Source organism: Bradyrhizobium genosp. SA-4 str. CB756, assembly GCF_000473125.1.
Taxonomy (GTDB): domain Bacteria; phylum Pseudomonadota; class Alphaproteobacteria; order Rhizobiales; family Xanthobacteraceae; genus Bradyrhizobium; species Bradyrhizobium arachidis.
Map to the genome: position 1 here is coordinate 1,636,702 of NZ_KI421499.1, position 26,702 is coordinate 1,663,403.

Consider the following 26,702-nt stretch of genomic DNA (forward strand, 5'->3'; position numbering starts at 1 on the left):
AGAGCCGCACCATGCCCCTGCAAAACCGCGTCACCCCCACCGGCGACATCATCGCCACCCCGCATCGCGGCATGTTCACCGGCAATCGGGGCATCATCCATGATCCCGCCACCAAGACGCTTCTGAAGAAGCGCTGGTCGACGCCAGCCTGGCTCACCTGCACCTGCGAATTCCGCGGCCGCCATCGCGAAGTGATGGCGCAGCGAAGCTGGACCGAGCTGTTCTTCCTGGACGAGGCCACCGCGCTCGCCGCCGGCCATCGCCCCTGCTTCTACTGCCGCCGCGACGATGCCAATCGCTTCCGCAGCGCATGGGAGAAGGGCAATCGCGTGCACAATGTGCGCATGCACGACATCGACACGGTGTTGCACCACGAGCGGCTCGATCAGGGCAGGAAGCGGCTGCACGCGCTGCTGGTGCCGCTCGACCAGCTCCCTGACGGCGCGATGGTGCAGCAGGGCGAGGAGAGTTTTCTGGTGGTGCAGGGCAGGGCGTTGCTGTGGTCGCCGGCGGGTTATGTTGCCGATGCCCGCGAATTTGAAGGCGCGCAACTGCTGACGCCGCCTTCGACGCTGCGCGCCATGAATGCCGGCTACGAGATCACGATGCATCCTAGTGCACAGAACGCCGCGTAGCTACTTCAGCGGCCGTCCCTGTTCGTCGACCGTCGTGCGCGCGTCGCGCAGGGCCCATTCGCGGATGATCTGCCGGCAACGGGTGAGTTCGGCCTCGCTGACACTGCCGGCCGCCTTCTCGGCGCGTTCCACCATCGTCTTGCAGTTGAGCAGCACGGAGCGATCCTCCGCATGCATAGGCGAGGTGATCGCCGCAAAGACTGCGGCGACGAGCAGCGTCCGGACGTCCACCATCAGCCGAGCTTCTCGCGCGCCAGCGCGGCGCCGGCGCCAAGCGCCATCAGCTTGGCTTCGGCGATCTCGCGCCGCATCGGCGCCATGCCGCAATTGGTGGTGGCGATGATGTTGCTCTTCGGCACGAACTTCGAGACGGCGTCGATCACCTGCACGACGTCCTCGGCGGTCTCGACCGTGTCGCTGGCGACATCGATCACACCGGCCTGCACGATCTTGTTCTTGAGCAGCGCGAGCAGGTCGAGCGGCACTTTCGAATTGCGGCACTCGATCGCGACCTGCTGGATCGGACTGGCGTCGATCGCCGGAAAGATCTGCTCGTATTGCCGCCATTGGCTGCCTAACGTCTCCTTCCAGTCGGTGTTGGCCTTGATGCCGTAGCCGTAGCAGATGTGCACGGCGGTGGTGCAGGTCAGGCTCTGCGCGGCGCGCTCCAGCGCCTTGATGCCCCAGTCGTTGACCTCGTCCATGTAGACGTTGAAGGCGGGCTCGTCGAACTGCACGAGATCGACGCCGTCGGCCTGCAAGGCCTTGGCCTCCTCGTTGAGCAGCTCGGCGAAGGCGAACGCCATCTTGACGCGGTCGCCGTAATAACGGTCGGCGATCGTGTCGATGATCGTCATCGGGCCCGGCAGGGTGAATTTCAGCTTCTTCTTCGTATGCGTGCGTGCCACTTGCGCCTCAAAGGCGTGGACGCGGCCCTTGAGCCGGAGCGGGGCGACCACCTGCGGCACCATCGCCTTGTAGCGATCTTTCCGGATGCCCATCTCGACCTTGTGGGCGAAATCGATGCCCTCGATTTTCTCCAGAAAACCGTGCACGAAGTGCTGGCGGGCCTGCTCGCCCTCGGTGACGATGTCGATGCCGGCGTCCTCCTGGACCTTAAGCCAGATCAGCGTCGCGTCGCGCTTGGCGCGGAGCAACTCGTCGCCTTGGGACTTCCAGGGCGCCCAGAGCATGTTGGGCTCGGCGAGCCATTCGGGCTTCGGCAAGGAGCCGGCGATCGTGGTTGGAAACAGCATGGCGGCCCTCCCGGCAGGTTGAGTTGCGCCCCTTCCTGCCATGTCCTAACGTCGAGGTACAGAACAACGAAAGTCGCTCTCTATTCCAGCGGCGACGCCAGGGAAGGCCGAAGGGAAAGGCCCAAAGGAAAGGCCAGAGGACAGGTCATGATCGACCTCTATTATGCGCCGACGCCGAACGGCTGGAAAATCTCGATCATGCTGGAGGAACTCGGGCTTCCCTACACCGTGAAGCCGGTCAATATCCGCGCCGGCGAGCAGTTCAGCCCCGAGTTTCTGGCGATCTCCCCCAACAACCGCATTCCCGCGATCGTCGATCATGACCCGGCCGATGGCGGTGCGCCGTTCTCGGCGTTCGAGACCGGCGCAATCCTGATCTATCTGGCGGAGAAGACCGGCCGTTTCCTACCCACCGATCTGCGCGGCCGCTCCACCACCATCCAATGGGTGATGTGGCAAATGGGAGGGCTGGGGCCGATGCTCGGCCAGCACGGTCATTTCGCGCTCTATGCGGCAGAGAAAATTCCCTACGCGATCGAGCGCTACCGCGACGAGGCGGCGCGGCTCTATGGCGTGCTCGACCGGCAGCTCGGCAAGACCGGCGCCTATCTCGCCGGCAACTATTCCATCGCCGACATCGCCTGCTTTCCCTGGACCATGACCCACAAGGCGCAGGGTTTTACCCTCGACGACTATCCGAACGTGAGGCGCTGGTACGCTGAGGTGCGCGCCCGGCCGCAGGTGCAGGCAGGGCTTGCGATTGGAAAATTCGTGAAAGAGCCGTTCGACGAGGAATCACGCAAGATCATGTTCGGGCAACGGGCTAAGGAAGTGCTGGGAAGGAAGTAGCCGTCATTCCGGGGGCGCGCGAAGCGCGAGCTACGGTGCGCAATTGCGCACCTGAGAATCCATCGGGCCGCAGAACAACAGGCGAAATGGATTCCGGGCCTGCGCCTTGCGGCGCATCCCGGAATGACAGACAGACAAAGGAAACGCCATGATCGAATTCTTCTTCGACTGCTCCAGCCCCTGGACTTATCTCGCCTTCCACAACATCCAGCCGCTGGCAAAGGAGCTTGGCGCCGAGATCGTCTGGCGGCCGATCCTGGTCGGCGGCATCTTCAACACGGTCAACCCAAGCGTCTACGCGCAGCGCGAGACGCCGGTGCCGCTGAAGGCGCGCTATATGAAGAAGGACCTCTCCGACTGGGCGCGCTCGGCGGGCCTCGCCATCAAGATGCCGCCGACGGTGTTTCCGGTGAACAGCGTCAAAGCGATGCGCGGCTGCATCTGGCTCGGTAAGGAGATGGTGCCGTTCGCGACATCAGTGTTCGAGACCTATTGGGGCGGCGACAAAGACATCTCGCAGGACGCGGTGCTGGCTGAGATCTGCAAGAAGGTCGGGATCGACGAGCAAAAGTTCTTCGCTGGCATTTCCGAGCAGGGCATCAAGGATCAGCTCAAGGCCAATACGGAGGAGGTCGTGGCGCGCGGCGGCTTCGGCTCGCCGACCATCTTCGTGAACAAGACCGACATGTATTTCGGCAATGATCGCCTGCCGCTGATCCGCGAGGCTCTGCTGCGCAGCAAGGCGAGCGCGGCCTGATGGTGCGCGCTGTTGTCTGCCGCGCGCTCGGCGCGCCCGAAACCTTGCGGCTGGAGGAGTTTCCGTCGCGCGTCCTGAAGCCGGGCGAGGTGCGCGTTGCGATCCGTGCCGCTGGTTTGAATTTCCCTGATGTGCTGATGGCGGCCGGCGAATATCAGCTCAAGCCGGAGCTGCCGTTCACGCCTGGCATGGAAGCCGCCGGCGACGTCACCGAGGTCGGTGCGGAGGCGAGGGGCGTTGCCGTCGGCGACAAGGTCATCGTGAAAATGCGCCACGGCGCTTTCACCGATGAGGCCGTGGTGACGCCGGCGCAGCTCACGCCGATGCCGTCCACCTTCGATTACGCAGAGGCCGCGACGTATCTCGCCGGCCACGGCACCGCCTATCACGCGCTGATCGATCGCGGCCGGGTCGAGCCCGGCGAGGTGCTGCTGGTGCACGGCGCCGGCGGCGGCGTCGGCCTTGCAGCCGTCGAGATCGGCAAGATGCTCGGCGCAACCGTGATCGCGACCGCCTCCAGCGACGAGAAACTCGCGATCGCAAAATCGCGCGGTGCCGATCACCTCGTGCGCTACGACCGCGAGCCGTTCCGCGATGCCGTCAAGCGCATCACCGACGGCCGCGGCGCGGACGTGGTGTTCGATCCCGTCGGCGGTCAGGTCTTTGAAGATTCGATGCGCTGCATCGCCTGGGGCGCGCGGCTCCTGGTGATCGGTTTTACCGGCGGTATCGGTTCGGCCAAGACCAACCTGCTGCTGATCAAGGGCGCCAGCGTGTTAGGGGTGCGCGCCGGCGAAGCCGTGCGGAAGAACCCCGCGCTGGGCGAGGTGCGCCTGAAGGCGCTCTTGCAGTGGGCGGAGGAGGGCAAGCTCCGTCCCAACATCTCACATCGCCTCCCGCTGGACGATTACGCAAAAGCGATGCGGCTGTTGTTGGATCGCAAGGCGATCGGGCGCGTGGCGCTGGTGATGCAGTGACGGTGCCGTGGTGACGGTGCCGTAGGGTGGGCAAAGGCGCTCTTGCGCCGTGCCCACCATCTCTCAATGATAACGAAAGAACGTGGGCACGCTTCGCTTTGCCCACCCTACGAGAAGTCGCGAAAGCCTCACTTATACTCCCGCTCCGTCCACCACGGGAAATAGTCCGGCATATCGCTCGACACCTTGTTCTTGAACTGCGCCGGGCGCTTCTCCAGGAACGAGACCACGCCTTCCTTCACATCGTCCGAGCGGCCGCGGGTGTAGATGCCGCGGCTGTCGACCTTATGGGCCTCCATAGGATCGTCGGCGCCCATCATGCGCCACATCATCTGGCGGATCAGCGCCACCGAGACCGGGGCGGTCTTGGCGGCGAACTCCTTGGCGAGCGCGCGGGCGGTGGGGAGCAGATCATCGGGAGCTACGACCTTGCTGACGAGGTGTCCGGCGAGGGCTTCCTGCGCGGGGAAGACGCGGCCCGAGTAGCACCATTCCAGCGCCTGCGAGATGCCGACGATGCGCGGCAGGAACCAGCTCGATGCCGCCTCCGGCACGATGCCGCGCTGGGAGAACACGAAGCCGAACCGCGCGGCGTCGGATGCAATGCGGATGTCCATCGCAAGCTGCATGGTGACGCCGATGCCGACGGCAGGGCCGTTCACCGCGGCTATGACGGGCTTCAGGCACTTGAAGATGCGCAAGGTCACCTGGCCGCCGCCGTCGCGCACCTGCGGATCGCTGTAATCGACCTTGCCGTCGGCGAAACGTTTCACCGGCCCGCGCCGCGCGTCGCGATCGAACGTGTCGGCGCCTGACGACAGATCGGCGCCCGCGCAAAAGCCGCGGCCGGCGCCGGTGACGATGATGGCGCGGACATTGTCGTCCTTGTCGGCGGCGTCGAACGCGTCGATCAGCTCGGCTTGCATCTGAGCGTTGAAGGCGTTGAGCTTGTCGGGCCGGTTCAGCGTGATGGTGAGGATCTGCTCGGCGACCTCGTATTTGATCGTCTCATACGCCATGGGGGGTCCTTCCCTTGTCTCTTTGTCGTTTTCTCTAGCACGTCATTCCGGGGCGCGCGAAGCGCGAGCCCGGAATCCATCTCTCCGCGCCAGTAGCGCCCATGAATGGATTCCGGGCTTGCGCCAAGAGGGCGCAACCCGGAATGACGGTGCGTTTAATGAGCCGGCGGCTTCGGCCAGGGCCGCTGCGTTCCGCGCAGGCCCTCAAAGGCCTTGGCCATGCCGAGCACGCCGATATCGTCGAAGCGGCGTCCGACGATCTGCACGCCGATGGGAAAACCCTTGGCATCGAAGCCGCCATTGATGGAGACGGCCGGGTTCTCCGACATATTCCACGGCACGGTATAGGCGATGTGCTCGAACGGCTTCATGGGATCGTTGATCGGTGAGGCCCATTCCGCCGGAAAATTCACGTTCGGCGCGGTCGGCGAGATCACGTAGTCGAGCTCGCAGAACAGCTTTGACGCCGCAGCGCGGATGGCCATGGTCTGGTTGAAGCCACGGATGACGTCGACGCCCGACAATTTCGCGCCGGACTCGCCCCATTTGAAGATGTAGGGCAGCACTTTTGCCTGTTCGGCCGGCGTCAACTTGGCGAGGTCGTCCCACATCCGCGCGCGCCAGAAATTGTCGAGGCCGTCGAGCATCTCGCGGGTGAGGATGCCGTCGACTTCGGTGACGACGCTGCCTGCGGACTCGAATGCCTTCGCGGCCTTCACCGCGACCTCGCGCACCGGCTTCTCCAGCGCCATGCCGCATCCGGGATCGAGCATCAGGCCGATGCGCAGTTTTCGCGGCGACTTCTCCAGTCCCTTCCAGTTGAGCGGCTCGGCGGGCAGGCTCATGCCGTCGCGCCGGTCGGGCTTTGCGATCACGCTCATCATCAGCGCGCAATCATCGACCGTGCGGGTCATCGGACCGGCGACGCGGCCGACATAGGTGGGATCGATCGGCACGCGGCCAAAGCTCGGCTTCAGGCCGACGAGGCCACACCAGCCCGCGGGCAGGCGCACCGAGCCGCCGATATCTGTGCCGAGATGCAAGGGGCCGTAGCCGGCCGCCGCAGCAGAGCCCGCGCCCGCGCTGGAGCCGCCGGGATTCTTGGAGAGGTCCCAAGGATTGCGCGCGAGCGCATGGAAAGAGGAGAGCCCCGAGGACAGCATGCCGTAATCGGGCATGGTGGTCTTGGCGAAGATCACCGCGCCTGCCTCGCGCAACCGCGCGGCGGGCGGGGCGTCCTTCTCGGCTGGCACAAGCTTGACGGAGGCCGCGCCCAGCGGCACCGGCACGCCCTTGGTGGCGATGTTGTCCTTGACCGTAACCGGCACGCCGTCGAGCGGGCCCGAGGGTTCGCCGCCGGTCCAGCGCGCGGTCGAGGCCTTGGCGACCTCGCGCGCGCTGTCGGGATCGAATGCATAGAGCGCCTTCAGGTGCGGCTCCCACGCAGCGACATGCGCGAGCACGTCCTCCAGCACCTCGCTCGGCGAGAATTGTTTTGCGCGATAGCCCGCGATCAGGTCGACCGCGGACAGATCGTGCAGCGAGGTGACGGCCTCTTCGACGCTCTTTTTATGCATTGCTAGCTCACCGGCATGCGCGTTTCGATGATACGGGCGAACATGCTGGCACCGATCGGCAGGATCTTGTCGTCGAGCACGAAGCCGGGATTGTGCACCGGCACCGAGCCGTCATGGCCGACCCAGAAATAGGCGCCGGGAATGGTCTGCAGCATGTCGGCGAAATCCTCGCTGCCCATCTTCGGCTGGGCGCGGGTGATCACGTTGGCCGGATCGACCACAGTGCGCGCGACCTCCTCGACCACCTTGGACTGCTCGACCTGGTTGACCAGCACGCCGAAGGTGTCGCGGATGTCGGCCTCGATCTCGCACTGATAGGCGGCCGCAACGCCGGCGCAGATCGTGCGGATGCGTTCGGCGATCAGGGCGCGGACTTCATTGGAGAAGGTCCGGATCGTGCCGCACAGATGCGCATCGCCGGGAATGACGTTGTAGGCCGAGCCGGCATGAATCTGGGTGATCGAGATGACGGCGGCCTGCAGCGGGTCGACGTTGCGGCTGACGATGGTCTGGATCGCCTGCGCCAGCGTGGTGGCGATGATCACCGCGTCCTTGGAGCGCTCGGGCATCGCGCCATGCGCGCCATAGCCGGTGATGCGGAGATCGAAGAAGTCGGCGCCGGCCATCGCGGGGCCGGGCAGGATCGCGATCTCGCCATGGTTGAGGTCGGGCGCGTTGTGCAGGCCGTAGAGTTCGTCGCACGGAAACTTCTCGAACAGCCCGTCCTTGATCATCGCGCGGGCGCCGCCGAGGCCTTCCTCGGCCGGCTGGAAGATCAGATGCACGGTGCCGTCGAAATTCCGGGTCTCGGCGAGATAGCGCGCGGTGCCGAGCAGAATGGTGGTGTGGCCGTCATGGCCGCAACCGTGGAAGCGGCCAGGGATCTTCGAGCTCCATTTCAGATTGGTGTTCTCTTCCATCGGCAGCGCGTCCATGTCGGCGCGCAGGCCGATGCGCTTGCTGCCCGAACCGTTGCCCTTGATGACGCCGATCACGCCGGTGCCGCCGAGACCGCGATGCACCTCGATGCCCCAGCTCGTGAGCTTGTCGGCGACGATGCCGGACGTCCGCACTTCCTCGAAGCCGATCTCGGGATGGGCGTGGAGGTCGCGCCTGATGGCGGTGAGTTCGTCGGCGTAGCCGTCGATGCGGTCGATCGTGGGCATGGGTTCCTGTCCGGTTAGCGTGAAGGAGGATTGAAGACGGGGCCGTTCGGCTTGATGCGGATGCCCGGACGGAGGCGCGTCCAGGGCAGCGAGGCGGTATCGGCCGGCATCGCGCCGGGCGCGGCGCAGATCATCAGCTTTTCCGCGATCGGCTCGAAGTCGGCGCGGAAATGCACCGAGCTCTTGTTGACCAAAATCTTCTCCTGCGTCGGCTCGATGCCGACATAGCGGTACATCGCCTGGTCCGCGAGCTGCGCCTTGTGCGAGGAGACGACGACGCGGACGTCGCCGATGCGCAAGGCTGCGGAGGGGCCCATCTCCATCTCGCGGCCGCCATAATAGGGGCCGGGCGCGATGAAGCGGCCGTCGGAGAGTTGTTCGACCACGAAGGTCTCGCGATAGGGCTCGTCGCCGGGAATGCCGGACTTGCCGCCGAGCGACAGCGTCACGGTGGCGCCGACGCCGGCCGCATGCGCAGCCCTGGCCGATTCCGGATCGTAGATCGCGCCGGTCGCAGCGCTCGCCTTGTTGCGCACCAGCGCGCGCAGCATGCCGGTGGTGTCGGAATCGCCGCCGGCGCCGGGATTGTCCTGGGTGTCGGCGATGATGATCGGCTTGCTCGCGGTCTTCGAAAGTTCCATGGCGTGGCGCACGCCGTCGTCGGGCGACCAGATCTTGCCGTCGAAATCGTCCTCGTGGCTTTCGATCAGTTTGATGATCGTGTCCGCCGCGCGGTCGGCGTCGGCTTGCGTCCTGCCATAGGCGAACACGCTCGGGCCGCAGTCGCGGAAATCGGCGGCGGGGAAGCCGGGCGCGAAGGAGAGGGTGGGAACCGCATCGCTCTCGAGGCTAGCGAGCTTCTGGTAGATGCCCCTGGTCGGCTGGTCGTTGGTGCACTGCCAGCTGATCGGGATCAGGAACGGCAATTGCCGGAACGCCTTGGCAAAGCGCTGCTTCGTCTTCAGCAGCAGCGCGAGATGGTGCGCGGCGGCGCGGCCGGTGTCGGCCATGTCGACATGGGGATAGGTGCGGTAGGCGATCAGCGCGTCGGCATGCTCCATCATCTCGGGCGTGACGTTGGCGTGCAGGTCGAGGCTTGCGACCAGCGGAACATCCTTGCCGATGACGCGGCGCACGCGCGCCAGGATTTCACCTTCGCCGTCGTCGAGATGCTCGGTCACCATGGCACCGTGCAGGTCCAGATAGACGGCGTCGATCGGGCCGGCGGCTTTGATGCCGTCGACCATGACCTTCACGATGCGCTCGAAGGCGTCCTTGGTAACGTGGGCGGACGGGCTCGCGCCGCAGGCGATGGTCGGAATGAGTTCCCAGCCATTGGCCTCGGTGCTGTCGGCGAAGCCGGCAAGGCCGACATTGATGCGCCGCATCACCTTCAGCACGTCGGCGCCTTCGGTCATCGCGGGCCAGCCGCCGCCATGCTGGAAGTCGGCGAACGTCGCCTTGGTCGGGGCGAAGGTGTTGGTCTCGTGCAGGAAGCCGCCGACGGCGATACGTGTCATCAATTCAGGTCCAGTCGATCAAGAAGGCGCGACGTTAGCCTTGGCCTTGAGGAGAGAGCAAGGCGGGAAGCAATCGCGCCATGCATAGGGTCAAGCTGTTTTGGGAATGCTGCTCCGCCGTCATTCCGGGGCGCGCCACTTGGCGCGAGCTCGGAATCCATCAGGCGGCAGACTCTGCCGCGCGATGGATTCCGGGCTCATCGCTTCGCGATGCCCCGGAATGACAGTGGAGAGATTACACGCTGGCCGCCACGCCCTCCGACACCGGCCGGAAGTTCGCAAAATCCCAGTTGCGGCCGGGGGCGGCGTCGAGGAGCGCCTTGGTATAAGCCTCCTTTGGATGCGTCAGCACCTCGGCGGCGGGGCCCTGTTCGACCACGCGGCCGTGCTGCATCACTACGACCTCGTCGCAGATTTGCGCGGCGACGCGCAAGTCGTGGGTGATGAACAGGATGGCGATGCCGAGCCGCTTCTGGATCTCGTCCAGCAGTTCCAGCACCTGCGCCTGCACCGAGACGTCGAGCGCGGAGACCGCTTCGTCCGCGACCAGCACGTCCGGATCGAGCGCGAGCGCGCGCGCAATGGCGATGCGCTGGCGCTGGCCGCCGGAGAACTGGTGCGGATAGCGCGACACCGCGTCGGCCGGCAGGCCGACGAGCTCGAGCAATTCGCGGGCGCGCTTCATCGCATCCGCGTGCGAGACGCCGTAATTGATCGGCCCTTCCGCGATGCTCTCGCCGACGGTGACGCGCGGGTTGAGCGAGCGGTAGGGATCCTGGAACACGATCTGGATCTTCTGCCGGTGCGGCTGGAGCAGGCGGCGCGAGATGTCCGAAATCTCGCGGCCGGCAAGTCGCACGCCGCCGGAGGTCGGATCGATCAGGCGCACGATGCAGCGCGCCACGGTCGACTTGCCCGAGCCGCTCTCGCCGACGATGCCGAGCGTGCGGCCCTTGCGCAGCGTCAGCGTCACCTTGTCGGCGGCGACGACCTCGCGGCCTTTGCCGAAGAAGGCGCGCTCCTTGTAGATCTTGCTGAGGTCGTTGGTCTCGAGCACGACGGGCTCGCGGCTCTCCTCGCGCGGCGACCGCGGCACCAGGCTCGGCACCGACGCCAGCAAATTGCGGGTGTAGTCCATCGATGGTTTGCGCAGCACGGTCTCGAGCGGGCCGGTCTCGACCAGCCGTCCCTGCCGCATCACCGCGACGCGGTCGGCGATCTCGGCGACCACGCCCATGTCATGGGTGATGAACAAGACGGCGGTGCCGTGATCGCGCTGGAGGTCGCGGATCAATGTCAGGATCTGCTTCTGCGTGGTGACGTCGAGCGCGGTGGTCGGCTCGTCCGCGATCAGCAGCTTCGGCTCCAGCACGAGGGCCATCGCGATCATGATGCGCTGGCGCTGGCCGCCGGAGAGGCGGTGCGGGTAGGAGGCGAAGATGCGCTCGACCTGGGGCAGGCGGACCTGCTCCATCATGTCGAGGATGCGCTTCTTGCGCGCCCTGGCGTCGAGATCGGTGTGGGCGCGCAGCACCTCGTCGATCTGGCGGCCGACCGGCACGACCGGATTGAGCGCGGTCATCGGCTCCTGGAAGATCATCGCCATCTGCGTCGCGCGTAGCTGGCGCAGGCGGCGGTCGGTCGCGGTGAGCAGCTCCTCGCCGACCAGCTTGATGCTGCCGGAGGTCGGCACCAGCGTGCCCTTCGGCAACAGGCCCATGGTGGTGAGCGAGGTCACCGACTTGCCCGAGCCGCTTTCGCCGACGAGGCACAGCGTCTCGCGCTCGCGCACCTGGATCGAGATGCCGTCGATGATCTTCGCGCCGCCCGGCCTCTTGCCGACGGAGACGACGAGGTTGTTGATGTCGAGGACGGTGTTGGTCACTTCAATTCTCTCCGCCGTCATTGGGCGCGCGCAGCGCGAACTACGGTGCGCAATTGCGCACCTGAGAATCCATCGGGCCGCAGTGTTGGTGGTGAAATGGATTCCGGGCTCGCGACTTCGTCGCGCCCCGGAATGACAGCGGTATTGGTTTCACTTCCCCTCCCGCTGCTTCATGCGGGGATCGAGAGCGTCGCGGGCGGCGTCGCCGATCAGGTTGATGCTGAGGATCGCGATCGAGAGCAAAAGGCCCGGCCAGAAGATCAGCGATGGCTTGATCTGGAAGTACTGGCGGCCCTCGGCCATGATGTTGCCCCAGGTCGGCGTCTCCGGCGAGATGCCGGCGCCGAGGAAGGACAGGATGGCCTCGGTCAGGATCGCGGAGGCGCAGACATAGGTGCCCTGGACGATCAGCGGTGCGATCGTGTTCGGCATCAGGTGCCGCCACATGATCTTCGGCAAGGACGAGCCGACCGAGATCGCCGCCTCGACATAAGGCTCTTCGCGTGCCGACAGCACGACCGAGCGCACCAGGCGCGCCACGCGCGGAATTTCGGGGATGGTGATCGCGACCAGCACGGTCCAGATGCTGGCGCCAGACAGGGACACCACGGCGATCGCGAGCAGGATGCTCGGCATCGCCATCAGGCCGTCCATGATGCGCATCATGACGGCATCGACCAGCTTGAAGAAGCCGGAGACGAGGCCGATCGAAAGGCCGATGGCGATCGACAGGATCGCCGAGCCGATGCCGATCAGCAGCGAGACCCGCCCGCCATAGATGACGCGCGACAACAGGTCACGGCCATAGGCGTCGGTGCCGAGCAGGTACTGCGCCGAGGACGGCTTCAGCCGCTGCGAGGGCGCAAGCTGGATCGGGTCGTGTGGCGCGATCAGCGGCGCCAGGATCGAGATCAGCACGATCAGGGCGAGCAGCACCGTGGCCGCCGCGATGATCGGCGTCGAGGTGAGGAATCCGAACCGTGGCCGCAGCGGCGAGGTGATCGGAATGGAGGACCGGGGAAGGCTATCGACAGACATCGTTGTTGTTATCCTTAAGCCCTAGTACCGGATCCGGGGATCGAGCAGCGTGTAGGCGACGTCGATCAGGAGGTTGACGACGACATAGATCAGCGAGGTCAACAGGATCATCGCCTGGATCACCGGATAGTCGCGCGCCAGCACCGCATCGACGGTGAGGCGGCCGATGCCGGGGATGTTGAACACGCTCTCGGTGACGACGACGCCGGAGATCAGCAGCGCAAAGCCGGTGCCGATCACGGTGATCACGGGCACGGCGGCGTTGCGCAGCGCGTGCCGCATCATCACGGCGACCTCGTTGATGCCCTTCGCGCGTGCGGTGCGGACGTAGTCCTCACCGAGCACGTCGAGCATCGCCGCCCGCGTCATGCGCGCGATCAGCGCGATGTAGATGAAGGACAGGGCGCAGGTCGGCAGGATGATGCGCTCGAAGAACGGACCGAAGCCGTTCGAGATGCTCTTGAAGCCCTGCACCGGCACCCAGCGCAGGTCGATCGCGAAGACCTCGATCAGGATGTAGCCGACCACGAACACCGGCACCGAGAAGCCGAGCACCGACAGGCCCATCACGAAGCGGTCGATCCAGGTGCCGTGCTTCCACGCCGCGATCACGCCCAGGGGCACGGCGACGATGACGGCGAGGATGATGGTCGACAGCGCGATCGAGATCGACGGCTCGACGCGCTGGCCGATCATCTTCAGCACCGGCAGGTTGGAGATCAGCGATGTGCCGAGGTCGCCGTGCAAGAGCTTGTTCACCCAGGTGATGAACTGCACGATCAGCGGCTCGTTGAGGCCGAGCGAGGCGCGGATGCGCTCCAGCCGTTCCGGCGTCGCGTTGTCACCGGCGAGAATCGCGGCGGGATCGCCGGGGGTGAGGCGGAGCAGGAGGAAGACGAACAGCGCCACGACGCCCATCACGGGCACGGCGGCGAAAATTCGGCGAACGAGATATCCCAGCAAGTTGGATCCGTCAGATTAGAGACAAATTGCGGCAGGGCCTTCGGCAGGTTGCCATCAGCCTAACATTTCAGCAATTCCCGTGCCATCCGGGCCACAGGTTTTGCAGGGCCGGTCTTCTCAGCGGTCTTCGTAGGGTGGGCAAAGCGAAGCGTGCCCACCGGACGGAAATGGTGGGCACGGCGCAAGAGCGCCTTTGCCCACCCTACGAACCAACGCATCGCCCCGGAATGATGACCCCCATCAGTCCAGCGTCGCCAGCAGCCCCGCCATCAGCCGGCCGCGCTCGACCAGGCTCTCGACCTCGATATACTCCTCCAGCGTGTGGCCGTTGCCGCCACGCACGCCCAGGCCGTCGAGCGTCGGAATCCCCATCGCGCCGGTGAAGTTGCCGTCGGAACCGCCGCCGGCGCTCGCATGCGGCAGCTCGGCGCCGAGCGACTTGGCGATGCCGCGCGCCTTTTCATAGAGCGCCATGGTGCCGGCATCCGGTTCCCACACCGGACGCGTCACGCCGCGCGTGACCTTGAAGGCGACATCGTTGGTGGTGCCCGATAGCGCCAGCATCCGCTCGACGCCGCGATCGAGGTCGGCCTGGCGCTTGGCCATGGAGAGCGCTTCGCCGGTCGCGGTCGTGGCAACGCAATTGACCCATTGTCCGCCATGCACGACGCCGACCGAGAAGGTGCAGTCCTCCGTCGTCATCGCGTCGATGGCGAGGATCTGCCGCGCCATTTCGCGGATCGCCGAGCGTCCTGCCGACAATGTCGCACCGGCGTGGCTCGGCCGGCCCGTCGCCTCGAGATTGAATCGTGCGATGGCGTAACGTCCGGTGGTGACGCCGTTGTCGGCGCGGCCGGGCTCAGGCACCAGCACGTATTTGTTGCGCGCGGCTTCCGCCTCGATGATGTCTCGCGTCGAGGGTGTGCCGACCTCCTCGTCCGGCGTGAACAGCACGGTGATCGGAAGTGGCGTGGTGAAGGCGGCGCGCGCCAGCTGCCGGATCGCTTCCAGCGAGAGGTAGTTGCCGCCCTTCATGTCGTAGATGCCGGGGCCGTAGCACCTTTTGCCCTCGCGCCGCCATTTCAGCTTCTCGATGGTGCCGACAGGGTGGACGGTATCCATGTGGCCGGCGATCAGGATGCCCGGCTCGCCCTGCTTCGGGTGCGGGAAGCGCGCGCGGATGACGCCGCCGAAACCCTGGCGGCCGGCGATGCGTTCGATCGTCGCACCCATGATCGCCATATCCCGCGCTGCGATATCGAGCATGCGGTTCACAGCGTTCGCGTCCCAGGTCGGGCTTTCGCATTCCACCCAGGTGCGCAGGCCCTCGAGCATGGCCTCGGAATCGAAGGGAAGATTGGCTGGATTCATCTCAATGTCTCTCAGGCTTCGAAAGATGGAACGCACATTGCATCGGTGCAGTGGGACGAGCGGAGAGAGTTGTAGAGCCAAACCGATCCTTGTGGAGCCCGTGCGCGCGCCGCCAGGGCTTGCAGTGAAACCGGATTGACGCGCTCAAGACTGTCTGCAAGTCTCGAAAAGATAAAGGCATTGCATGAGGTTGGTTCGCCCAAAGAACGGACCGGATGCTCAACCAATAACCTGCCTTTGAACAGTTTCACGTCAGGAGAAACTTTCCATGTTCCACTTCATGCGCCGGAGGCCTCGCGCGTTCGCCTCCAAACTTGCGCTGTCGGTCGTCGCGCTTTCGGTCGGCCTGGCGTCGCCAGTGCTTGCGGCCGACAAGACCATCACGGCCGTGATGCATTCGGACCTGCGCATCATCGATCCGATCTTCACCACGGCCTATATCACGCGCGACCATGGCTACATGGTCTACGACACGCTGGTGGCCACCGATTCGAACTTCAAGGTCCAGCCGCAGATGGCGGACTGGAAGGTCTCCGACGACAAGCTCACCTACACCTTCATCTTGCGCGACGGCCTGAAGTGGCATGACGGCGCGCCGGTGACGGCGGAAGACTGCGTCGCCTCGCTCAAGCGCTGGGCAGCCGTCGACGGCATGGGCCAGAAGCTGATGGACTTCACCGCGAGCCTCGAGGCGAGCGACGCCAAGACCATCACGCTGAAGCTGAAGGAGCCCTACGGCCTCGTGCTGGACTCCATTGGAAAGCCCTCGTCGCGCGTCGCCTTCATGATGCCGAAGCGTCTTGCCGAGACGCCGCCGGACAAGCAGATCCCCGAGCAGATCGGCTCCGGCCCCTTCAAGTTCGTGCAGTCGGAATTCCAGCCGGGTGTGAAGGCGGTCTACGTCAAGAACACCGACTACGTGCCGCGCAAGGAGCCGTCGAGCTGGACCTCGGGCGGCAAGGTGGTGAAGGTCGACCGCGTTGAGTGGATCACGATGCCGGACTCGCAGACGGCCGTGAACGCGTTGCAGTCGGGCGACATCGATTTCATGGAAAATCTGCCCTACGACATGCTGCCGGTGCTGGAGGCGAACAAGGAGCTCACGATCGACGTCTCCAACAAGTTCGGATACCAGACGCTCGGGCGCATGAACTTCCTCTATCCGCCCTTCGACAACGTCAAGGTGCGCCGCGCCGCCTTCCTGGCGATGAACCAGAAGGACGTGCTCGACGCGCTGATCGGCAACGCCAAATATCAGAAGGTCTGCGGCGCGTTCTTCGTCTGCGACACGCCGCTCGCGACCGATGTCGGCGCCGAGACCCTGATCAAGGGCAACGGCATGGCGGAGGCCAAGAAGGCGCTCGCCGAATCCGGCTATGACGGCACGCCAGTTGTGGTCATGGCGCCCGGCGATGTCACCACGCTGAAGGCGCAGCCGATCGTGGCGGCCCAGCTCCTGCGCGAAGCCGGCTTCAAGGTCGACCTGCAGGCGACCGACTGGCAGACCGTTGTGAGCCGCCGCGCCAGCCAGAAGCCGCCGAAGGAGGGCGGCTGGAACATGTTCTTCACCAACTGGGTCGCGGCCGACGTCGCCAATCCGATCGCCAATCTCTCGATCGGCGGCCAGGGCAAGAAGGGCTGGTTCGGCTGGGCGGAAAACGCCAAGATCGAGCAGCTCAAGGACGCCTTCGTCCGCGCCGCCTCGCTCGACGAGCAGAAGAAGATCGCGACCGAGATCCAGAAGGAAGCCTATGACCAGGTGATCTACATTCCGCTCGGTCAATATCTTCTGCCGAGCGGCTGGCGCAAGTCGCTGACCGGCGTGCTCGATGGCCCGGCCACCCCGGTGTTCTGGAACATCGACAAGTCCGAGTGAGGCGAGGGCACGCTCCCGCACCCTTCGTACCGATCGTCACGCGGCGCCGCTGTCACCAGCGGCGCCGCTCGCCAGACGAGCTTCCAGGAGAACTTCCCAAGAGACCCACCCAAGAAAACTTGCCATGAGAATTTCAGTGCTCCAACTCATGCGCCGGCGGCGTCGGGCGTTCGTCTCCCTACTTGCGATTTCAGTCGTGGCGCTTTCGGCACTGGCCTCGCCGGCTCTTGCCGCAGGCAAGACCATCACCGCCGTGATGCATTCGGATCTGCGCGTCCTCGATCCGATTTTCACCAGCGCCTATATCTCGCGTGATCATGGCTACATGATCTACGACACGCTGATCGCGACGGATTCGAACTTCAAGATCCAGCCGCAGATGGCGGACTGGAAGATCTCCGACGACAAGCTGACCTACACCTTCACGCTGCGCGACGGTTTGAAGTGGCACGACGGTACGCCGGTCACCGCGGAAGATTGCGTTGCCTCCCTGAAGCGCTGGGCCGTTGTCGATAGCATGGGTCAGCAGATGATGCTGTTCACCGCGAGCATCGAGGCGACCGACCCCAAGACCATCACGCTGAAGCTAAAGGAGCCGTACGCGCTCGTGCTGGAAGCGATCGGCAAGCCGTCCTCGCGGGTGGCTTTCATGATGCCGAAGCGTCTCGCCGAGACGCCGGCGGACAAGCAGATATCCGAGCAGATCGGCTCCGGCCCCTTCAAGTTCGTGCAGTCGGAATTCCAGCCCGGGGTGAAGTCGGTCTACGTCAAGAACACCGATTACGTGCCGCGCAAAGAGCCGGCGAGCTGGACCGCCGGCGGCAAGGTCGCGAAGGTCGATCGCGTCGAATGGATTACGATGCCGGACCCGCAGACCGCGCTGAACGCGCTGCAGTCGGGCGACATCGATTTCATGGAAAATCCCGCCATCGAAATGTTGCCCACCATCGAAGCCGACAAAGAGCTCAAGCTCGAGATCCTGAACAAGTTCGGCTACCAGACGGGCGCTCGGATGAACTTCCTTCATCCGCCATTCGACAACGTCAAGGTCCGCCGTGCGGCACTTATGGCGGTCAACCAGAAGGACGTGCTCGACGCGCTGATCGGCAATCCCAAGTACTACAAGGCTTGCGCCGCGGTCTTCATCTGCGACACGCCGTTCGCGACGGAGGTTGGCGGTGAGACCCTCGCCAAGGGCGGCGACATGGCTGCGGCCAAAAAGGCGCTCGCCGAGTCCGGTTACGATGGGACGCCGGTCGTGCTCATGGCGCCGGGCGACGTGCTGACACTGAAGGCCCAACCGATCGTGGTGGCCCAGCAACTGCGCGAAGCCGGCTTCAAGGTCGACTTGCAGGCCACCGATTGGCAGACGGTGGTGAGCCGGCGCGCCAGCCAGAAGCCCCCGAAAGAGGGCGGCTGGAACATGTTCATCACCAACTGGGTCAGCGCCGACGTGTCGAACCCGATCTCCAACATCGCTGTCGGCGGGCAAGGCAAGAAGGGCGGCTGGTTCGGCTGGGCGGAGGATGCCAAGGTCGAGCAACTCAAGGACGCTTTCGTTCGCGCGGCTTCGCTCGACGATCAGAAGAAGATCGCGACCGAGATCCAGAAGGAGACCTATGACCAGGTGCTCTACGTTCCGCTCGGCCAGTATCAGGCGCCGAGCGCGTGGCGGAAGTCGCTCTCCGGCGTGATCGACGGTCCGGCAACGCCGGTGTTCTGGAACATCGACAAGTCCGAGTAGGACGTGGACTGATAAGGCGTAGCCATAGCCTGATCGAGGCAAGCTGAACGAAAGCGAGGTAGTTCGCTGCCAGCTTGTCGTAGCGTGTTGTCTAATTCAGTCGGCGATCATAGCCACGATCGGCATCAGCCGTTTCGCGCCAGGAAAACTGCAGAAGGCTCCACCTCGATGAGGAACTCATCCTTGGCCAGGCTTGGCACTCCAATCCAGGTTGTACACGGCGGATTATCGCCGAACGCCGCTTTGAGGGCGCCGCTAATCGCTTTGCCTTCGTGTAGATGGCTCTGCTTGATGTAGAGCCGCAACGCACCCACCTGATCGAGTTTCGCACCAACCGATGCCAGCGCAACGCTAAGATTTTCTAGGCTCTTGCTGAGTTGACTGCCGATGTCGCCAGCGCCAACGACGTTCTGGTCTGCGTCCCAAGCAACCTGGCCGGACACATACACAACGTCGCCCAACGGTGTGGGGACAGTAGCAACCTGCGCGAAACCGTAGCGCAAGCTATCGAAGATTCCGACAGGAACATGCACCGATCGGCTCATGAAGGCTCCCTTGGTCAGAGCGCCAGTCGGCGGCGCCACCACTAGGCCGTGTATCTATGAACCCAGCGGCGTCACGTAACTGGTGACGAGGTCCGCTTTGTTCCAATAGCCACCAAGTGCGTGCGGTAGCGCAGATCGAGGCAGCCAACGGTCGATATAATGCAGGAAGCTACCGATCCGCAAACGCATCGGATACAAGAGGCGACGCATAAGTTCGGGACATTGAGCCGGAAAGCATGTCATCTCCGGGAGCAAGTGCGTCTACGAGCGCGGCAGCCCGATCGCCGACGGTCGCGGGTCAAACCAGACCCATATTTCATGCGCTCACCGATCGGCGGGAAGCAGGAAAATTGCTGCAAGAACGCCCAAGATTGCTGTTGACGCCGCGGTAGCAAAAATGGCCTCGAAGGCTTGCCCGCCACCAACTACGGCCAGCGCAGCGATCCCAAGCGCGAAGCCACCCTGTCGCGCCACGATCGTCATGGCAGAGGCCATGCCGGAACGGTCTGGCGGGGCGAGCGCAAGCAGGGCACCCGAAAGTTGCGGGTGGGCGAGCGCCGCGCCGCTGCCGATCGCTGCCATGCCCGCGAGCATAAGGACGAGGGTCTCGGCCGTATCGGTCCGCCAGAGGGATGCAAGTAAAAGGAGATTGCCGACCGCGAGTATCGCGAGAGAATGTGCAAAGTGCCAGCGCCAACCGATGCGCATCACGAGGTGGCCGCCAATTGGCGGCACGATGAGCATCGGCGCCGTGGCAGCGAGCAGCGCGAGGCCAGTACGATTGGCGTGCCACCCGAATGCGCTCTGCATCGCTGGCGGCAGATAAACAAGGATGGCCCAGTAGCTGACGGAGACCGCAATCAGCAGCAGGCCGACACCGATCATCGCGGGTGTCCCGAACACGGCCGGGTCGAGGAGCGGCACAGCGCGCCGACGCTGTTGAAGCGCGAAGCCTGCCAACAGCAGAAGCGCCGCGCCGCCGAGGCTCGCGGCACCGATCGTGTCGGCACGTAGGCGCAACGTCGCGTCAATCAGCAGCGCGAGTGCCGTCGTCAACAGGGCAACGCCGACAATATCGAGCGGGCGCTTCTCCGCGGCTCGGCTCTCGGCGACGAACCGCGGCACCGCAATGGCCATAGCGACGCAGAACGGCACGTTGATGAAGAAGATCCAGCGCCACCCGGCCCAAGCCGTGATCACGCCACCGAGCGTCGGCCCCACGGCCATCCCAACACCGGAGACGACGCCCATCAAGGCGAACACACGCGCTCTGACGGCAGCATCCGGGAACGCGCTGGCGACGAGCGCCAAGGCGCCTGTGACGACGAACGCTGCGCCAACGCCTTGCAGACCGCGGGCGAGCCACAACGACGGGCCGTCCCAGGCAAGGCCGCAGCCAAGGGAAGCGACAAGGAAGATCACATTGCCGCTCAGCAACGCGCGGCGGCGACCGAAGCGATCGGCGATTGCCCCAGCCGCGAGCAGCATGCCCGTGAAAGCGAGCGAGTACGCATCGATCACCCACGCCGTCGCGTCCATGCCGAAGCTGAGGGTACGCGCCATCGCAGGCAGCGCGACGACGACGGCGGTGACGTCGAGATTCGTGAAGAACGCACCGAGGCCGAGTGTCAGGGCAACGGAAAGATCACGAGCGCATAGGGCGGGTGCCGTTTTCACAAATCCTCTGCCGAACTGGGAAAGTGCCGCGCAGAACCCGCTTGGTATCATCGGTTTGCGCTCGCGGCGTATGCGGAGTGTTCAACTCGGCATGAATCTCCTTCATAATGCCGGCATGACCGCCCAACCTCCATTCGATGCCCTGATTGCCTTCGAAGCCGTGCACCGTCTAGGCAGCGTCACCGCCGCAGCAAGCGACCTCGGCGTGACGCAGAGCGCAGTGAGCCACCGGTTGCGCCGTCTGGAAGACTTTATGGGTTTGCCGCTGCTGACGCGGACTTCGGGCGGCATGCGGCCGACGCCCGCGGGTGAAGCGCTTGCATCCGGCCTCGCGGAGCTCCTCACCGGCCTCGGAGAGCTACGCGCGCGATGCCGCGCTGCGGCCAGCAATGGCCCACTGCGCGTGGGCGTCAGCGCGGCGCTCGCGGACTATTGGCTCGTCGCACGCCTGCCGATGTTCAAGGCCCCATCGACGCCGATCGAACTGATCATCGTCGAGAGCACGGCGCAAGCGATCCGCCTCGATCTCGACATCACGATCCATTGGCTCCTCGAGGACGAGGCACGCGAGACCTCGACGCAGCGCGTGTTGTTCCGCGAGCAGGTCTTCCCCGTTTGCCACGCGCGACTATTGCCGTCCGCGCCGCTCGACGACCCGATGCGCATCGCCGCGCTGCCGCTGATCCATAAGGGGGCTGGCGAAGACGCGAACGCGGGAACCGAGTGGTCCTGGTCGACGTGGTTCGCGCGACTTGGCCTCAACGCGCCGCCGCCGGTTGGACTACGTTACGCCAACATGGCGACGGCGATCGGTGCCGCACTTCAAGGCAGCGGCGTCGTGCTAACGCGCTCACTCCTCGCGCGCGACGCGCTCGTCGACGGCCGCCTTGTGCGCGTGCTGCCTGAGACCTGGGACATGCCGTCGACGAAGGTACACCTCGTGCGCTGGCCCGCGGTCTTGGCAAGTGATGCTCGGGTGAAGGCATTCGTTGCATGGCTTTTGGATGAGGCCGACGAACGCGTCCAATAGGGGCCCGCCGGAAGCGTTGCAGCGCGCTTTGGCTTGTCAGCTTCGTGTCAGCTTTTAACCCTTCCAGTTTCCAATCATTGCTATTTGTTTCTGAATTGAAATAGATGTGCGCAGCTCGCACATCACTTTCGTTCATCAGATTCCCGTGCCGATCGATTTTGCATTCCAGGCGATGGCCGAACAGTCCGATCGCGCGCCAGCGCGATGGCGCCGGCCATTCCTGCGCTGGCTCGACGCCGTCGAGGCGGGCTGGGCCGTGCCGCTTCTCATTGCGTGCTTCGTTGCGGTCTGGACGCTCTATCTTGCGATCGCCTATGCCGGCGGTGGCCTGCATCCCGATACGCTCGAGGCCTGGACGCTGGGCCGGAATTTCGCGTTCGGCTATCACAAGCATCCGCCGCTGATGGGCTGGGTTGCCGCGAGCTGGACCGCGGTCTTTCCGCTGAGCGACTGGTCGCTGCAATTGATGTCGATGGCCAATGCGGGGCTCGCGCTGTTCTGCGTCGATCTGGTCGCGCGGCAGTTCGTGACCGGGCACAAGCGCATCCTGGTGCTGCTGCTGTTGATGCTGACGCCGGCCTATCAATTCCACGCACAGCGCTTCAATGCCAATTCGGTGCTGCTCGCGGTCTGGCCGCTCGCGACTTATTGCTTCCTGCGCGCGTTCGAGACGCGCACCGCGCTGTGGGCGTTTGCCGCGGGATGCACGACGGCGCTGGCGATGGTCGGCAAGTATTATTCGATCTTCCTGGTCGCGAGTTTCGCGTTTGCGGCGCTGGCTCATCCGGCGCGGCGTGCCTATTTCAGCTCGGCTTCGCCCTGGATATCGGCCGTGACCGGGCTCGCCGTGCTGTCGCCGCACATCTACTGGCTGGCGACGACGGGGGCGTCGACCTTCACCTATGCAATGGCCCACGCCAACGGCAATGCCGCAAGCTCGCTCATCGAGGTGAAGAACTTCGTGCTGGGGCTGGCGGCGGCCATGGGCGTGTCCGCGGTGCTCTGGGTGTTGATCGCGGGGACGCGGCTCAAGCAGTTTCCGGCTGATTTCGCGGCCATGAGTCCGGGCCTGCGGCTTCTGTTCTATGTCGCGATCGGCACGATCGTGCTGCCGGTGCTGACGTCGCTCGCGATGGGAACGGATCTGCCCTCGCTATGGGCGCTGCAGGGCTTGTTCCTGTTCGTCGTGCTCATCGTCTGCGGCGCGCGCTATCCGATCGAGCGCTTCTACACCGTCAATGTCACGGTGATCGTCATCGGCGTTGCGCTCGCCGCCGTCCTCGTCGCAGCGCCGATCCACGCTGTCTATCGCAACAATCACGGCTACGAAGAGGGGCGGAATTTCTACGAGCAGGCGGCAAACGAGCTGACGCGGCAATGGCGGGAGCTGACCGGCGAGCCATTGAGTGCCGTGAGCGGCGACGATTCGCTGGCCTTTGCCACCGCGTTCTACAGCCCTGACCATCCCCGTTACGCGCGGCCGTTCGAGTACCAATACAAATGGGGCCTGCCGCGCAAGACGACGCTCGATCGCGGCTGGGCCGCGCTGTGTTTCCACGGCCAGGATCATTGCGGCAGGTGGATGGAATCAGTGTCCGGGCGAGCCGGGCACTTCGTCCGGCGCGAGTTCACCGTGCAGGCAACGCTGTGGGGGAGGCCCGGCGTGATGCGTGACGTCGTGGTGCTGATGGTGCCGCCGCGCGACAGCGGCGCGGCGCCCGAGAGCGCGGCCGACGAGTTCGGTGCCAGCAGGCGTCCTGCGCCTTAAGCTTTAGCAGTGGCTGTCGCGCACCTGCTCGAGGCCCTCGCTCGCGAAGGGCGGAGTGAATGCCGTTCGATCGGCATTCGGCACGGATGGCTTCGCCGCCTGCGCATCCCTGTCGGTACGGTCTTCGCGATGTTCCAGTTCCATAGAGGCAGCCTTTCGAAATTGCTGCAGTACAACATCGCCGTCGCCGGGAAGTTCCTCAACCGATGGGACGATGATGCGGCCGAAACAGCCGTCCCTTTTCCACCACCAGCACGACCGCGAGCGCGGCGAGCGTCGACAGGAAGAAGCCGATCGAGAACGGCAGAAGCGTGCCGTCAAAGCTCTGGCCGATCGCCATGCCGACCACGATGCCGATCAGCGTCGTGATCGAGCCGTAGAGCGAGGACGCAGTGCCGGCGATGTGGCCCTGCGGCTCCATCGCGAGCGCAGTGAAGTTGGCGACCATCATGCCGAACGAGAACATCATCAGCGCCGAGAGCACCATGAACAGCGAGAGCGGCAGCACGCCGAGAATTTCCGTCAGCAGCATGATGCCGGCCACCGCGGCATAGAGGCTCAGCGCGCCATGCGAGATCACGCGCATGCCGAGCCGTCCGACCAGTTGCGAATTGAGGAAGCCGGCCACCGCCGTGCCCGCCGCGATCGCGGCGAAGGCGAGCGGGAAGTAATGGCCGAGGTGATAGACGCCGGTGAACACCTGCTGGGCGCAGAACACGTAGGCGAACAGCGCGCCGATGACGCTGCCGGCGGCCGTCGCATAGCCGATGGTCTGGCGATTGGTCACGGTCTGCCGGAACGCCGAGAGCACGTCGGCCGGCGCCAGCGACCGGCGCTCCGACTCGGGGAGGGTTTCGGGCAGCCGCAGCACGCACCATGCGAGCGCGAGCAGGCCGTAGAGCATCAGCACGACGAAGATGCCGCGCCACGCCGTCACCAGCAGCACCGCCTGTCCGAACGAGGGCGCGATCACGGGCACCGCGATGAACACCATCATGGCGAGCGACATCACGCTCGCCATGCGGCGGCCGACATAGCAGTCGCGCACGATCGAGGTCGCGATCACGCGCGTTGCCGAGGTGCCGAGCCCTTGCAGCGCGCGCGCCGGCAGCAGCGTCTCGAACGAGGGCGCGGCAACCGCCAGCACGCTCGCCACCGCATAGACCGCCATGCCGCCGAGCAGCACCGGGCGGCGGCCGAAGCGATCCGACAACGGCCCCATCACGAACTGGCCCGCGCCGAAGCCGATCAGGAAGGTCGACAGCACGAGCTGGAGATGGTTGGCGACGGGAATCTGGAAGGCTGCCCCGATATTGGGCAGCGCCGGCAGCATCATGTCCATCGCAAGCGGATTCAGCGCCATGATGGACGCGATCACGATGACGAATTCGGGAAAACCCATGGGGCGGTGTCCGGAGGACACCCAATCGTCGGCATTGACGTCGGACAAGCAGCTCACCTCTGAAATCAGAGGCTCTTCTAGCGGTTATGCTGCGTCGCACAACCCATGTTTCGGGATGGCAGGCCGGCGGAACCGCGGCGGACACGACTTGGTGAAGCGGCTCTAGGCGCGAGCTGTCTTCCGGGCCGCCTCGACCAGGCCGAGCGCCAATTGCCCCGCCGTCTCGACATAGGCGAGATCGCGGTGGATCAGCATCACCGTGGTGGCGCCATCGAGCAGGATCAGGAGCTGGCGTGCGAGCGCCGCCGCGCCGGGGACGCCATGTTGCTTCAGCTCCGCCTCCAGCCAGGCTTCGAAACGCTTCTTGTGCGCCGCGCCGGCCTTCACGGCCGGATGGGCCGGCGTGTTGGCGAGCTCGGCGATGGTGCGCAGGAAGCCGCAGCCGCGCCAGCGCGGCGTGTCGACGGAGCGTCCGAGCTTTGTGAAGAGGCCGCGGACCTTGTCGGCGACGGTGCCGTCGGTCTCGGCGAACCAGCGCTTGTAGAGCTCCAGCGTCGGCTGATCCCTGGCCGCAATGGTTGCGGCGACGAGCTCGTCCTTGCTGGTGAAGTGATAGTAGAGCGTCTTCTTGGTGACGCCGGCCTTCTCGGCGACGGCGTCCATGCTCACCGCGCGGATCCCCTCGCCATAGAACAGGCGCGTCGCCGCAGTGACGATCTGCTCACGTGTGCTGTCACCCTTCTCGGACATCGGCAATGTATACTGCCTAGTGAGTATACACGACAAGGCCGCTGTGGCTGACTTCCGGACCCTGATCGACCTGGAAGGAGCGGCCACTTGTCCGACTTGATACTCTGCGAAACGCGCGGCGCCGTCGCGCTGCTGACGTTGAACCGTCCGAGCAAGCTCAATGCGCTGAGCTACGCGCTGATCGACCGCCTGATGGCGATCCTCGACCGCATCGAGGACGATGCAAACATCCGCGCCGTCATCCTGACCGGCGCGGGCGAGCGCGCCTTCTCGGCCGGCGCGGACATTGCCGAGTTCTCGGAGAGCGTGAAGTGTGGGCCCGACGCTGCGGTGAAGGCCTTCGTGCGGCGCGGGCAGGGCATGACGGCGCGCATGGAGGCATTTCCGAAGCCGATCATCGCCACCGTCAACGGCATCGCCTTCGGCGGCGGCTGCGAGATCACGGAAGCGGTGCATCTCGCAATCGCCAGCGAGCGGGCGAGTTTTGCCAAGCCCGAGATCGCCATCGGCATCACGCCGACCTTCGGCGGCACCCAGCGCCTGCCGCGGCTCGCAGGCCGCAAGCGCGCGCTGGAATATCTTCTGACCGGCGATGCCTTTTCACCGCAGCGAGCCCAGGAGATGGGATTGGTCAACCGCATCGTGCCGCATGAGCAGCTGCTGGACGCAGCCTTCGCGCTGGCGGACCGCATCACGCGGCACTCGCATCTCGCGGTCGCCCGCATCATCACGGCCGCGACGCGGGGTCTCAACAGCTCGATCACGGAAGGCCTCGCCATCGAGAGCGAGCAGTTCGCGCGCATGGCGGCGACGCAGGACACAAGCGAGGCGCTCGACGCCTGGCTCGCCGCCCGCGGCTCGCGCTAGAGCATGATCCGGACCCGAAGGGCCGCGTTA

At 65.0% G+C, this 26,702-nt stretch carries 24 protein-coding genes; 9 read left to right on the forward strand and 15 right to left on the reverse strand.

Annotated elements, in window-relative coordinates; genetic code table 11:
• Positions 1-11 precede the first annotated feature (11 nt).
• Positions 12-635 carry a hypothetical protein gene (locus BRAGE_RS0107940; protein ID WP_027560124.1) on the forward strand — a complete coding sequence of 208 codons (624 nt, stop codon included), beginning with the start codon at positions 12-14 and terminating at the stop codon, positions 633-635.
• On the opposite strand, the gene BRAGE_RS0107945 is transcribed toward BRAGE_RS0107940, so the two are convergent.
• Together BRAGE_RS0107945 and BRAGE_RS0107950 are read right to left on the reverse strand one after the other, a co-directional pair.
• Entirely contained in the window at positions 636-869 is a 234-nt protein-coding gene (locus BRAGE_RS0107945; protein ID WP_035729475.1) for a hypothetical protein, read from the reverse strand. It abuts the gene before it with no gap.
• A complete protein-coding gene (locus BRAGE_RS0107950) occupies positions 869-1,891 on the reverse strand; it encodes a methionine synthase (protein WP_027560122.1) in 1,023 nt (340 codons plus the stop codon). Before BRAGE_RS0107950 ends, BRAGE_RS0107945 begins: the two co-directional genes overlap by 1 nt.
• A gap of 147 nt (positions 1,892-2,038) precedes the next feature.
• Here BRAGE_RS0107950 and BRAGE_RS0107955 point away from each other — a divergent pair, with 147 nt between their 5' ends.
• The 3 genes from BRAGE_RS0107955 (at position 2,039) to BRAGE_RS0107965 (ending at position 4,474) form a co-directional block, all read left to right on the forward strand.
• Positions 2,039-2,740: a glutathione S-transferase N-terminal domain-containing protein gene (locus tag BRAGE_RS0107955; protein ID WP_027560121.1), complete on the forward strand. Its 702-nt coding sequence runs from the start codon at positions 2,039-2,041 to the stop codon at positions 2,738-2,740.
• Positions 2,741-2,888: 148 nt separating this feature from the next.
• On the forward strand, positions 2,889-3,497 hold the full coding sequence (locus tag BRAGE_RS0107960) for a 2-hydroxychromene-2-carboxylate isomerase (RefSeq protein ID WP_027560120.1): 609 nt from the start codon (positions 2,889-2,891) through the stop codon (positions 3,495-3,497).
• Positions 3,497-4,474 (forward strand): NADPH:quinone oxidoreductase family protein, encoded by a 978-nt coding sequence (locus BRAGE_RS0107965; RefSeq protein WP_027560119.1) that lies wholly within the window; start codon positions 3,497-3,499, stop codon positions 4,472-4,474. The genes BRAGE_RS0107960 and BRAGE_RS0107965 overlap by 1 nt, the downstream gene beginning before the upstream one ends.
• Positions 4,475-4,602: 128 nt before the next feature.
• On the opposite strand, the gene BRAGE_RS0107970 is transcribed toward BRAGE_RS0107965, so the two are convergent.
• From BRAGE_RS0107970 to BRAGE_RS0108005, 8 genes are all read right to left on the reverse strand, one after another.
• On the reverse strand, positions 4,603-5,493 hold the full coding sequence (locus BRAGE_RS0107970; protein WP_027560118.1) for a crotonase/enoyl-CoA hydratase family protein: 891 nt from the start codon (positions 5,491-5,493) through the stop codon (positions 4,603-4,605).
• Positions 5,494-5,648: 155 nt separating this feature from the next.
• Complete coding sequence (locus BRAGE_RS0107975) at positions 5,649-7,070, reverse strand: amidase (RefSeq protein WP_027560117.1); 1,422 nt, start codon at positions 7,068-7,070, stop codon at positions 5,649-5,651.
• A gap of 2 nt (positions 7,071-7,072) precedes the next feature.
• Positions 7,073-8,236, reverse strand: a complete 1,164-nt coding sequence (locus BRAGE_RS0107980; RefSeq protein WP_027560116.1) for a M20 aminoacylase family protein — start codon at positions 8,234-8,236, stop codon at positions 7,073-7,075.
• Positions 8,237-8,250: 14 nt separating this feature from the next.
• Complete coding sequence (locus BRAGE_RS0107985; protein ID WP_027560115.1) at positions 8,251-9,756, reverse strand: M81 family metallopeptidase; 1,506 nt, start codon at positions 9,754-9,756, stop codon at positions 8,251-8,253.
• Between the two features lie 235 nt (positions 9,757-9,991).
• On the reverse strand, positions 9,992-11,641 hold the full coding sequence (locus BRAGE_RS0107990) for an ABC transporter ATP-binding protein (protein ID WP_027560114.1): 1,650 nt from the start codon (positions 11,639-11,641) through the stop codon (positions 9,992-9,994).
• Between the two features lie 150 nt (positions 11,642-11,791).
• The gene (locus BRAGE_RS0107995; RefSeq protein WP_027560113.1) at positions 11,792-12,679 is read right to left on the reverse strand and encodes an ABC transporter permease; all 888 of its coding nucleotides are present in this window, start codon (positions 12,677-12,679) and stop codon (positions 11,792-11,794) included.
• Positions 12,680-12,700: 21 nt separating this feature from the next.
• Positions 12,701-13,642, reverse strand: a complete 942-nt coding sequence (locus BRAGE_RS0108000; protein WP_027560112.1) for an ABC transporter permease — start codon at positions 13,640-13,642, stop codon at positions 12,701-12,703.
• Between the two features lie 240 nt (positions 13,643-13,882).
• Entirely contained in the window at positions 13,883-15,013 is a 1,131-nt protein-coding gene (locus BRAGE_RS0108005) for a M20/M25/M40 family metallo-hydrolase (protein WP_027560111.1), read from the reverse strand.
• A 268-nt stretch (positions 15,014-15,281) separates the two neighbouring features.
• Between BRAGE_RS0108005 and BRAGE_RS0108010 the strand changes: the two genes are divergently transcribed.
• Positions 15,282-16,889 carry an ABC transporter substrate-binding protein gene (locus BRAGE_RS0108010; RefSeq protein WP_027560110.1) on the forward strand — a complete coding sequence of 536 codons (1,608 nt, stop codon included), beginning with the start codon at positions 15,282-15,284 and terminating at the stop codon, positions 16,887-16,889.
• A 136-nt stretch (positions 16,890-17,025) separates the two neighbouring features.
• The gene (locus tag BRAGE_RS0108015; protein ID WP_027560109.1) at positions 17,026-18,633 is read left to right on the forward strand and encodes an ABC transporter substrate-binding protein; all 1,608 of its coding nucleotides are present in this window, start codon (positions 17,026-17,028) and stop codon (positions 18,631-18,633) included.
• A 125-nt stretch (positions 18,634-18,758) separates the two neighbouring features.
• On the opposite strand, the gene BRAGE_RS0108020 is transcribed toward BRAGE_RS0108015, so the two are convergent.
• Positions 18,759-19,178, reverse strand: a complete 420-nt coding sequence (locus BRAGE_RS0108020; RefSeq protein WP_027560108.1) for a RidA family protein — start codon at positions 19,176-19,178, stop codon at positions 18,759-18,761.
• A gap of 324 nt (positions 19,179-19,502) precedes the next feature.
• Positions 19,503-20,855, reverse strand: a complete 1,353-nt coding sequence (locus tag BRAGE_RS47975) for an MFS transporter (protein ID WP_051377723.1) — start codon at positions 20,853-20,855, stop codon at positions 19,503-19,505.
• A 115-nt stretch (positions 20,856-20,970) separates the two neighbouring features.
• Here BRAGE_RS47975 and BRAGE_RS0108030 point away from each other — a divergent pair, with 115 nt between their 5' ends.
• Both BRAGE_RS0108030 and BRAGE_RS0108035 read left to right on the forward strand, forming a co-directional pair.
• On the forward strand, positions 20,971-21,885 hold the full coding sequence (locus BRAGE_RS0108030; RefSeq protein WP_035731019.1) for a LysR family transcriptional regulator: 915 nt from the start codon (positions 20,971-20,973) through the stop codon (positions 21,883-21,885).
• Between the two features lie 172 nt (positions 21,886-22,057).
• Positions 22,058-23,653 carry a glycosyltransferase family 39 protein gene (locus BRAGE_RS0108035; protein ID WP_051378425.1) on the forward strand — a complete coding sequence of 532 codons (1,596 nt, stop codon included), beginning with the start codon at positions 22,058-22,060 and terminating at the stop codon, positions 23,651-23,653.
• Positions 23,654-23,656: 3 nt separating this feature from the next.
• On the opposite strand, the gene BRAGE_RS55735 is transcribed toward BRAGE_RS0108035, so the two are convergent.
• From BRAGE_RS55735 to BRAGE_RS0108050, 3 genes are all read right to left on the reverse strand, one after another.
• Positions 23,657-23,797, reverse strand: a complete 141-nt coding sequence (locus BRAGE_RS55735) for a hypothetical protein (protein WP_167336490.1) — start codon at positions 23,795-23,797, stop codon at positions 23,657-23,659.
• A gap of 55 nt (positions 23,798-23,852) precedes the next feature.
• Complete coding sequence (locus BRAGE_RS0108045; protein ID WP_027560105.1) at positions 23,853-25,103, reverse strand: multidrug effflux MFS transporter; 1,251 nt, start codon at positions 25,101-25,103, stop codon at positions 23,853-23,855.
• A gap of 114 nt (positions 25,104-25,217) precedes the next feature.
• Complete coding sequence (locus BRAGE_RS0108050; protein ID WP_027560104.1) at positions 25,218-25,805, reverse strand: TetR/AcrR family transcriptional regulator; 588 nt, start codon at positions 25,803-25,805, stop codon at positions 25,218-25,220.
• Positions 25,806-25,892: 87 nt separating this feature from the next.
• Here BRAGE_RS0108050 and BRAGE_RS0108055 point away from each other — a divergent pair, with 87 nt between their 5' ends.
• Positions 25,893-26,672, forward strand: coding sequence for a crotonase/enoyl-CoA hydratase family protein (locus BRAGE_RS0108055; RefSeq protein WP_027560103.1), 780 nt, complete (start codon positions 25,893-25,895; stop codon positions 26,670-26,672).
• The last annotated feature ends 30 nt before the right edge of the window (positions 26,673-26,702 follow it).

What these genes read in the sequence shown, in the direction of transcription:
- BRAGE_RS0108010 (WP_027560110.1), top strand. Translation starts at nt 15,282, where the DNA reads ATGTTCCACTTCATGCGCCGGAGGCCTCGCGCGTTCGCCTCCAAACTT.
- BRAGE_RS0107970 (WP_027560118.1), bottom strand. Translation starts at nt 5,493, where the DNA reads ATGGCGTATGAGACGATCAAATACGAGGTCGCCGAGCAGATCCTCACC.
- BRAGE_RS0108050 (WP_027560104.1), bottom strand. Translation starts at nt 25,805, where the DNA reads ATGTCCGAGAAGGGTGACAGCACACGTGAGCAGATCGTCACTGCGGCG.
- BRAGE_RS0107995 (WP_027560113.1), bottom strand. Translation starts at nt 12,679, where the DNA reads ATGTCTGTCGATAGCCTTCCCCGGTCCTCCATTCCGATCACCTCGCCG.
- BRAGE_RS0107945 (WP_035729475.1), bottom strand. Translation starts at nt 869, where the DNA reads ATGGTGGACGTCCGGACGCTGCTCGTCGCCGCAGTCTTTGCGGCGATC.
- BRAGE_RS0107940 (WP_027560124.1), top strand. Translation starts at nt 12, where the DNA reads ATGCCCCTGCAAAACCGCGTCACCCCCACCGGCGACATCATCGCCACC.
- BRAGE_RS0108030 (WP_035731019.1), top strand. Translation starts at nt 20,971, where the DNA reads ATGACCGCCCAACCTCCATTCGATGCCCTGATTGCCTTCGAAGCCGTG.
- BRAGE_RS0107975 (WP_027560117.1), bottom strand. Translation starts at nt 7,070, where the DNA reads ATGCATAAAAAGAGCGTCGAAGAGGCCGTCACCTCGCTGCACGATCTG.
- BRAGE_RS0107980 (WP_027560116.1), bottom strand. Translation starts at nt 8,236, where the DNA reads ATGCCCACGATCGACCGCATCGACGGCTACGCCGACGAACTCACCGCC.
- BRAGE_RS0107950 (WP_027560122.1), bottom strand. Translation starts at nt 1,891, where the DNA reads ATGCTGTTTCCAACCACGATCGCCGGCTCCTTGCCGAAGCCCGAATGG.
- BRAGE_RS0107960 (WP_027560120.1), top strand. Translation starts at nt 2,889, where the DNA reads ATGATCGAATTCTTCTTCGACTGCTCCAGCCCCTGGACTTATCTCGCC.
- BRAGE_RS0107965 (WP_027560119.1), top strand. Translation starts at nt 3,497, where the DNA reads ATGGTGCGCGCTGTTGTCTGCCGCGCGCTCGGCGCGCCCGAAACCTTG.
- BRAGE_RS0108005 (WP_027560111.1), bottom strand. Translation starts at nt 15,013, where the DNA reads ATGAATCCAGCCAATCTTCCCTTCGATTCCGAGGCCATGCTCGAGGGC.
- BRAGE_RS0107985 (WP_027560115.1), bottom strand. Translation starts at nt 9,756, where the DNA reads ATGACACGTATCGCCGTCGGCGGCTTCCTGCACGAGACCAACACCTTC.
- BRAGE_RS0108020 (WP_027560108.1), bottom strand. Translation starts at nt 19,178, where the DNA reads ATGAGCCGATCGGTGCATGTTCCTGTCGGAATCTTCGATAGCTTGCGC.
- BRAGE_RS0108035 (WP_051378425.1), top strand. Translation starts at nt 22,058, where the DNA reads ATGGCCGAACAGTCCGATCGCGCGCCAGCGCGATGGCGCCGGCCATTC.
- BRAGE_RS55735 (WP_167336490.1), bottom strand. Translation starts at nt 23,797, where the DNA reads ATGGAACTGGAACATCGCGAAGACCGTACCGACAGGGATGCGCAGGCG.
- BRAGE_RS0107955 (WP_027560121.1), top strand. Translation starts at nt 2,039, where the DNA reads ATGATCGACCTCTATTATGCGCCGACGCCGAACGGCTGGAAAATCTCG.